This is a genomic window from Bradyrhizobium sp. LA2.1 (assembly GCF_040547725.1).
Taxonomy (GTDB): Bacteria; Pseudomonadota; Alphaproteobacteria; order Rhizobiales; family Xanthobacteraceae; genus Bradyrhizobium; species Bradyrhizobium barranii.
In genome coordinates this window covers 143,810-151,474 of the sequence record NZ_JBEPQI010000027.1, presented here as the reverse complement: position 1 = coordinate 151,474, position 7,665 = coordinate 143,810, and the positions used below count along the sequence as shown (strand labels likewise).

Genomic DNA, 7,665 nt, shown 5'->3' with positions numbered 1-7,665 from the left:
TGACAAAGCCGAGCCCTTCGTCTGGACCAAGAAAAAGGTTCGTCAACGCCCCTTCAAAGGCCGCCGTATCACTCAGCTCTGATTCCGGGTACTAGGTCCGATGCCGAGGCGGGGAGCTCATGTAGGCGAGCACGTCGGTGTCGGCATCGTCGAGAAAGGCGGCGAGCTTGGGCAGCTTGGGGCGGAGCTGGTCGGCGACCTTCCGCCATTGGGTGCGGGCGGACTCGGCATCGTCCAGGGCAAAACGCCATGGCGATGAAGGCAGAGACGACGAACCGCCCGCTCTTGCCGGCGTGCGCGAGCACGTTGCGCATGAAGTGCACGCGGCAGCGAGCTCCGCAGCGCGTGGACCTTTGAGCTCGATATCCGGCCGTTCGGCGAAAAGTGGTGAAACGTTTCCGCGAGAGAATTCGGGAACGGATCTTCGGAAATCAGAGGTCGCGCCCCTCGACGCCTCTGGAGTGAGACCAACCCTCAGCAGGCGAGCTTCCGGTGGGACGACCGTTCCTGCTTGACGACTAACTCACCGAGCGGCTGATCCGGGACACCGCGCGGTCCTACGCCCCAGGAAAAGCTGGTGCCGTCCCCTCCATGCCTTGCTTAAGCTGGCGAAGAGGCTGGAGACCGATCGAACTACGCTCGCGCGGCCGCCGCGAGGATTCAGCGGAGCAGCTTCAGGCCTTTGAGGATCTTGTCGGCGATCTTGCGCTCGCGCCGGAACGCAAGGCCGACGATTGGCAGATCGGCTGTCGCGACAGCCGCCACCGCGGCTCGGTTGTCCTCGTCGTTAAACGTGTAGAACAATTGCTCGGTGAAGATCGAGAACGGCACGTGCCGCGAACGGGCGCGATCGGCGGTCCGCTTCATTTCGTCTGCAGTGGCGCCGAAAATGACCACCGGCTCCGTAAACATCGGCAGATAGGTCGAGCCGGAAGCATCCCTATAGCGAGCACCTACGACGTCGTGGACAGCAGCGACGCCGCTGATGGTGAAGGCCGTTACGTTGAGCCGCTTCCACGGTTCGAGGTCCTCTCGAAGCACCACTACGATCTTGTGAACGTCGGCGTCGACGGCAGCGCTGCCGGCCGAAATCTCGATATCGCTTTCCTTCATCGCCCTATCGCCCTTCGCTGTGCGGATCGCCTCGCGGAGCCGCGGAGCCGATCGGCGCCGCGTTTTAGTAGGTACATCAACCGGTCCGGATGCTCGAACCCCCTCGGTGCAACGAGGCCTTTCATGCAAATTTTGTCCCTGAACTTTCACTCACTGGCGGAAGCCGACTCGATCGACCGGCCGATCTCGAGAGCCAGTTCCTACACGCCAGACCATCCGCAGCTTTCGTGACTCATAGTTCGCATCGGGACCGGGTGGACGCCGGCCCGTGCGGCATAGCCGCTCGGCTGAGCAAAACGCCCCCGTCAGGGAGAAGCCAATGATGAGGTACCTTTCCGCAGCGCTCGGTCTTGCAGCCTCTCTCCCTCTTGCGATAGCTGCCATCGCGGCGCCCCCATATATTCCTTTCGCGCGCAAGGAGGCACCTCCTTTCTTCCGCTGGACGCTCGGTGCCTTCGACATAGGCTCCGTTCCGGCATATGGGCGCACGCCCGGACACAGCTTCTACTCCGTCGAGAGCGCCTGCTCCTTTGGGGCGACGTCGTGCACTCCGCATCCGTCCAGTTCGCTGACCGCGAAGTCACGATCGCCTTCGATTCCGACGAGCGCGGCGCACGTGCGACCTGCGATGCCACCTTTCGGGAGGCGGCGGGGGGAGGGTATTGGGTAGTCGGCGCGCATCTCCCCCTTCCGGGGACGGGGCATCTGCGAGCCAAGGGTCGAGGCTACGACTTCGTGCCCACGAACTGGTCGCTCGATCAACGGTGATGCCGGGATTTCATCAAGCGCCGATGCCGCCATCGACGACCAGCAGCGAACCCGTGACGAAGCTCGCAGCTGGGGAGGCAAGGAATGCGACCACTGCAGCGATCTCTTCAGGTTTGGCATAGCGGCCCAGCGCAGTGGCCGACTTCAGCCAATCGGCGAACGGGCCGCTGTCCGGGTTCATCTCCGTTTCGACCGGGCCTATGGCCAGCGCGTTGACGGTGATCCCCTTCGGCCCGAGGTCGCGCGCAGCGCCTTTGATATAGCCGGCCACCGCCGCTTTAGTGGACGCATAGTCGGCCAATCCCGCAGCGCCGGCCCGCGTTGCTGAGGCAGACGACATAGCAATGATGCGTCCACCATCTCCGATGAATCGCGAGGCCGCTCGTATGGCCGCGATGACGCCGATGACGTTGATGGCATGCATGCGATCGAGCGCGACCGTGTCATCGGCGTCGATCGGGGCGGCTGCAAAGACGCCGGCGTTCGCGACCAGAATATCGAGCCGTCCGAAGTCCCGGTGGACGTCGGTGACAAGCGCCGCCACCTTCGCCGGATCAGCCTGATCGGCCTTGAAGGCCTTTGCGCGAACGGCCTTCCGTTCCATGTCGGATACAACGGACGTGGCCCTATCTCCGCTTGCGGAGAAGCTGATCGCGACGTCCGCGCCGAGCTCGGCAAGCGCCAGCGCCGAAGCCGCTCCGATACCGCGCGAACCGCCCGTCACGAGCGCGACCTTGCCGGAAAGTGTCTTGGTCATTGTGAATCCCTCCAAATCGACATGGTGTATTTAAGGTTCCGAACCTAACCAGTTGCGGCGGCCTGGTGGCGCCGTGGGGCCGGTCGCCATCGCGACAAGTCCATCACAGGGCCACCAGCGTGCGGCCGCGAACCTTTCCCCGCATGATCGCCTCCGCGCGGGCGGGAAGCGCCTCAAGCCCGATTTCCTCGATCACGTCGTCCGGCAGGCCTTCTGGAAGAATCTCCACCAGCCGTCGCCAGGCCGCGCCCCGGGTTTCGTTCGGGCATTTCTCCGAATCCACGCCAAGAAGTGCAACGCCGCGCTTGATGAAGGGAAGTACCGTCGTCTGGAGATCGGTGCCGCCGACCAGACCGAGCGCTGCGACGGCGCCCCCATAAGCGGTGCTGGCAAGGACGTTCGCCAGCGTTGCACCGCCCACATTGTCGATAGCGCCGGTCCAGCGCTCGGGAAGCAACGGCTGCGCGGGCAGCTCGCTGATGTCTTTCGCTGCCACGATCTCATCCGCTCCGAGCGCGCGGAGATAGATTTCCTCCTCGGCTCGAGAGGTTGAGCCGTGAACGCGATAACCCAATCTGTGCAGCAGCATGACCGCGACGCTGCCGACTCCTCCGGTTGCGCCCGTCACCAGGATGTCGCTCCCGGCGACGACGCCGTGGCGCTCCAATGCGGTGACGCATAGCATGGCCGACAGGCCGGCGCTGCCGTAGGTCATCGCCTGCCGCATCGTCATGCCCGCCGGGACAGGCACCAACCATTCGGCCTTAACCCGCGCCTTTTTGGCGTAGCCGCCCCAATGCCTTTCGCCGACGCCCCATCCGGTGACGATCACCTCGTCGCCGGGCTTGAACCTAACCGAGTCGGACAGCTCAACCACACCCGCGAAATCGACTCCGGGCACGAAGGGGAAGCTCTGAACGAGTTGGCGATGTCCAGCGCCGGTGATCGCAAGACCGTCCTTGTAGCCCACATCAGAATAGTGGACCCGGACAAGAACATCACCTGCCGGCAGGTCGTCATCGGTGAGCGTTTCTACCGAGGCCTCGATACGCTCGGCGGGTCGACGAAGGACCAACGCCTTGAAATTTTTGCTGGGCATGGACCGCACTTCCGATCTTGGTTCGAATTGACCTGCGCAATCGCGGTGCCGCAGGATTGCGTAGTCATCGGCCTTTGAACGAGAAGGCCGGCCGCGGTTTTGCTTCCAGGAACGCATCGACCGAGGTTTGTAGAGCCATCTTCACGTCGTCGGTCTCGAAGAGCGGCATGGCGATGTCCATTATGGCCTCGTCAGCGGCGGTTATTCCTCCAGTCGCCCAAATGCGCAGCAGCGCCTTATGGGCCGCGTGGGCTCGGGTTGGACCGTTCGCCACCTTGCGGGCAAACGCCTTCGCCTGGGCCATCAGGTCCGCATCAGCGACCACCCGATTGACGACCCCGCGGTCGCGCATCACGGTTGCCGGCACTTGCTCGGACGTGAAGGCCCACTCGATCGCGCGTGACCGTCCGGCCCGCTCGGCGATGCGATAGACGCCGCCGAGCAACGTCACGATGCCGATCGATTGCTCCGGATGGCCGAAGCGGGCTGTCTCGCCGGCAAAGATCACGTCGGCGCGAACGGCCAGTTCAAGGCCGCCGCCAAAACACAACCCTTGCACGGCAACGATCGTGGGTATGGGAAGGCGTTCGAAATGGTTGAACGTCACCATATAGGTTTCAAAGGAGGTCCGGAGTTCCCGATTGGTCATCTGTGGCCAGCGCACGATGTCACCGCCGAAGCTAAAGTCCGGTCCTTCGGCGTAAACCAGCACGGCGCGAGCCTCGCTACGTTCAATCTCGTCCAGTGCCGCCGCCAGTTCGTCTACCATCTGAGAACCGATACGGTTCTGTGGCGGATGTGCGAGGATCAATGTTGCGAGCTCATCAACAAGGGTGAGGCGGATGTGCGTCATGGCTGGTCTTCCGGTGATCGGCGAAGATGCTCGTGGAACCAGGCGACCGCCGCTTCACTCGCGGTGTAAAACTGCGACAGATAAGGGTCGAAGTGGCCACCCTGCACCATCACGAGCTTCTTCGGCTGAAGGGCGCGTTCGTAGGCGGCAAGGGCCAGACCAGTCAGGGTGATGGTGTCCGTCATCGCCACGACCAGCATCAGCGGCGTTGGCGACACGCGCGCGACCCAGGCTCCTGGCTCATACATCCGGGCGGCACGACCCGAGCGCAGTGTCACTTCGTTGCGCCACGAATTTGCTGGCAAATCCTGAAGATAAAAGTCGATGGCGTCCTGCGAACGATAGGCGGCAGGCTGGTCATGACCATCGCCGACGACCGAGATCCGCTGTCCAGGCTCGCCGCGGAACCTGCGCCGGTCATCCTCGATGAAGGCCGCCTCCAGGCTCGACACGGCGTCTGGCGCCACGCGGCGCAGGCCCTGCTCGTAACCGCTAATGGTCGGGACCTGCGCGACCACCGCCTTGAGCCGCCGCTCTGTGGCACCAAGCACGATCGCGTGACCCCCAGCATAGCTAGTGCCCCAAAGGCCGATACGGGTCGCGTCGACCTCGGGTCGGCTCTCCAGGAACGAGATCGCCGAACGCCAGTCGGCAATTTGCTGCCATGGATCGATGTCGCACGGGTCAGGTGCGTCGCTCCCGCCGAAATTGCGATGATCGTGCAGCAGGACGACGAATCCGGCCTGCGCGAAAGCACGTGCAAATCGAAATAGGCCATGATGCGCAGTGCCGGCATAGCCATGCGCCATGGTGATGGTGGGCAACGGAGATTCGGCCCCGGCTGGGCGGAAAAGCCAGCCGCGAAGCACGACACCAGGCTCGGCGACGAACGCGACATTATGCTGCTCGATCGTCAACGGCTGCGGTGCGATCTCCGAACTGGTCATGCTCCGGTCTCCCGACTAGGTGCGGGAACGTCGAAGCCATTTAGGGTCGTCGCGACGAACGCGTAGACGCCGACGAGGAAGACAAGTTGGGCCGCGCCGAGATCGCCCAAGGTCTCGACGGCCAGCCGCCAGATCGGCTCAGGAACCGGCCCGCCGCCGCAAAGCGCCAGTACCATGTCGAAGGCCGCGCTTTCGTCGGCGGCGAGATCAGCCGGCTTGATATTCGAAACCAATGCGGAAATCCGCGCCAGCGGCATGCCGACCCGCTCGGCGACCGCGACATGGGCGTAGATTTCGTATGCGGCCCGATAGTGACCGCCAACAACCAGGATCGCTACCTCTTTCACATTGGCCGGGAGCGCGCCGATCGCATTAACCGCCTTGGTGAGCTCCCATGAGCCCTTGCCGACGGCGGGATGGTGGAGCGAGACGTTCCAGGGCCCGATCATCTTGCCGTTGTCGTCCGACGTCTTGAACGCGCTGAAGCCGGTGGCAATGCCGGCGCGCATGTCATCGTAGAGGGCCTGCTGGAAAGGATTGAAATCGGCGGGATCGATCAAGGGGAGACGCATGGTCAATGACCCGGAAAGGGCAGCGGAATGAGCTTGCCTTCGAGACGGCGCGCCAACTCTGCGGAGAAGGCGAGCACCTGCTCGTAGGGGCTGTGATAGAGCTGGATGCCCTCGATCCGGCCTTGAGGATTCCGGCACAGGATCGTGATCCCGGCGACGTCCTGGCCCTGGAACTTGCCCTTCCATTCGAGGCACGTCCGCGAGCCCGCGCTTGTTTCATGGACAAAGGCGATCGGGTCGTACATCGCGCGGGTGGCGTCGAAGAAATGCCGCACACCGACCGGCCCGACGATCGGCCCGCTCGCGACGGACGTCACGAGCGCGACGTCCTCGGCGAAGGCCGACGCGAAAGCCTCTAGGCTCGGCCGCCTGATGATATCGAGCCAACCTTGGCCTGGCGCGTTGGCTTGGTTGTCGCTCATGCTATCGCCACCTCACGGTCGAGCGGCAGGGTCGGGTAGTCGGTGTACCCGTGAGCGCCGCCGCCATAGGCGGTCGAGCGGTCGAACGCGTTGAGACCGGCGCCGGTGCGAATGCGTTCGGGCAGGTCCGGGTTGGCGATGAACATGCGGCCGAAGGCGACCGCGTCGGCCAACCCGGCCGTGACGACATCGACGCCCATCTGTGTCGTGTACCCGCCGGCGGTGATTAGCGGTCCGGCGAACAGGCGCCTGAACAGCATGGCATTGTTGGCGCTGTCGATGCTCGCGTCGTCGGCTAGTCCGATCGACGACGCGCGTGGTTCGATCATGTGCAGATAGGCCAGGTTGCGCGTGCCTAGTTCCCCGATGACGTAACTGAAATGCGGAACGGTATCGCTATCGCTCAGCCCGCCGAGATTGCCGTGTGGTGAGAGGCGAACCGCCGTACGCTCCGCGCCGATATCGGTGGCGATACCGTCGACAACTTCAAGCAGCAGCCGTGCCCGGTTCTCGATCGTTCCGCCATAGGCATCGGTCCGGTGGTTGCTGCCATCCTGCAGGAACTGGTCGAGCAGGAACCCGTTCGCGCCGTGAATCTCGACACCGTCGAACCCCGCGTCCCTCGCATTCCTTGCCGCCTGTCGGAAGGACGCGACGATCAACGGAAGCTCGTTAGTCTCAAGCGCGCGCGGCACTTCATAAGGCGCCTGGGTGAAGCTCGGCGTATAGGCTGAGCCTGGCGGCGCTATCGCCGATGGCGCCACCGGCAGGCTGCCGTCAGGATTGTAGCTAGAGTGTGACCAGCGGCCGTGATGGACGATCTGGAGGACGATGCGGCCGTCACGGGCGTGGACCGCGTCGGTGACCCTTCGCCAGCCGGCGATTTGCTCCGGCGTATGAATACCCGGCATTTGCGGATAACCGTGTCCCTGGACACTGATCGCCGTGGCCTCCGTGATGATCAGTCCGGCTGACGCGCGTTGCGCGTAGTACTTGGCGCTTATCTGCTGCGGAACTCCGTCGGGTACCGCGCGCATTCTCGTCAGAGCCGGCATCACGATTCGGTTCGGCAGGGAAAGTGCGCCGAATTTTGCCGGCGAAAATAGGGTATCGATGGACACGGAGTTTTCCTCT

Annotated in this window: 8 protein-coding genes and 1 pseudogene; all 9 read right to left on the bottom strand. The window is 63.7% G+C overall.

Annotated features, from left to right (window positions below; all coding sequences use genetic code 11):
• Positions 1–97: 97 nt before the first annotated feature.
• Positions 98–332, bottom strand: a pseudogene (locus ABIB95_RS38055) (transposase); the annotation flags it as partial.
• Between the two features lie 328 nt (positions 333–660).
• Positions 661–1,113: a DUF2000 domain-containing protein gene (locus ABIB95_RS38050; RefSeq protein ID WP_247312406.1), complete on the bottom strand. Its 453-nt coding sequence runs from the start codon at positions 1,111–1,113 to the stop codon at positions 661–663.
• A gap of 781 nt (positions 1,114–1,894) precedes the next feature.
• Entirely contained in the window at positions 1,895–2,638 is a 744-nt protein-coding gene (locus tag ABIB95_RS38045) for an SDR family NAD(P)-dependent oxidoreductase (protein ID WP_354247518.1), read from the bottom strand.
• Positions 2,639–2,741: 103 nt separating this feature from the next.
• Positions 2,742–3,737 (bottom strand): MDR family oxidoreductase, encoded by a 996-nt coding sequence (locus ABIB95_RS38040; RefSeq protein ID WP_354247515.1) that lies wholly within the window; start codon positions 3,735–3,737, stop codon positions 2,742–2,744.
• A gap of 64 nt (positions 3,738–3,801) precedes the next feature.
• Positions 3,802–4,590 carry an enoyl-CoA hydratase/isomerase family protein gene (locus ABIB95_RS38035; protein WP_354247511.1) on the bottom strand — a complete coding sequence of 263 codons (789 nt, stop codon included), beginning with the start codon at positions 4,588–4,590 and terminating at the stop codon, positions 3,802–3,804.
• The gene (locus ABIB95_RS38030) at positions 4,587–5,537 is read right to left on the bottom strand and encodes an alpha/beta hydrolase (protein ID WP_354247508.1); all 951 of its coding nucleotides are present in this window, start codon (positions 5,535–5,537) and stop codon (positions 4,587–4,589) included. Before ABIB95_RS38030 ends, ABIB95_RS38035 begins: the two co-directional genes overlap by 4 nt.
• Complete coding sequence (locus ABIB95_RS38025) at positions 5,534–6,109, bottom strand: carboxymuconolactone decarboxylase family protein (RefSeq protein ID WP_354247505.1); 576 nt, start codon at positions 6,107–6,109, stop codon at positions 5,534–5,536. The genes ABIB95_RS38030 and ABIB95_RS38025 overlap by 4 nt, the downstream gene beginning before the upstream one ends.
• Before the next feature lie 2 nt (positions 6,110–6,111).
• Positions 6,112–6,531, bottom strand: coding sequence for a nuclear transport factor 2-like protein (locus ABIB95_RS38020; RefSeq protein ID WP_354247502.1), 420 nt, complete (start codon positions 6,529–6,531; stop codon positions 6,112–6,114).
• Positions 6,528–7,652 carry an alkene reductase gene (locus ABIB95_RS38015; protein ID WP_354247499.1) on the bottom strand — a complete coding sequence of 375 codons (1,125 nt, stop codon included), beginning with the start codon at positions 7,650–7,652 and terminating at the stop codon, positions 6,528–6,530. Before ABIB95_RS38015 ends, ABIB95_RS38020 begins: the two co-directional genes overlap by 4 nt.
• Positions 7,653–7,665: the final 13 nt, after the last annotated feature.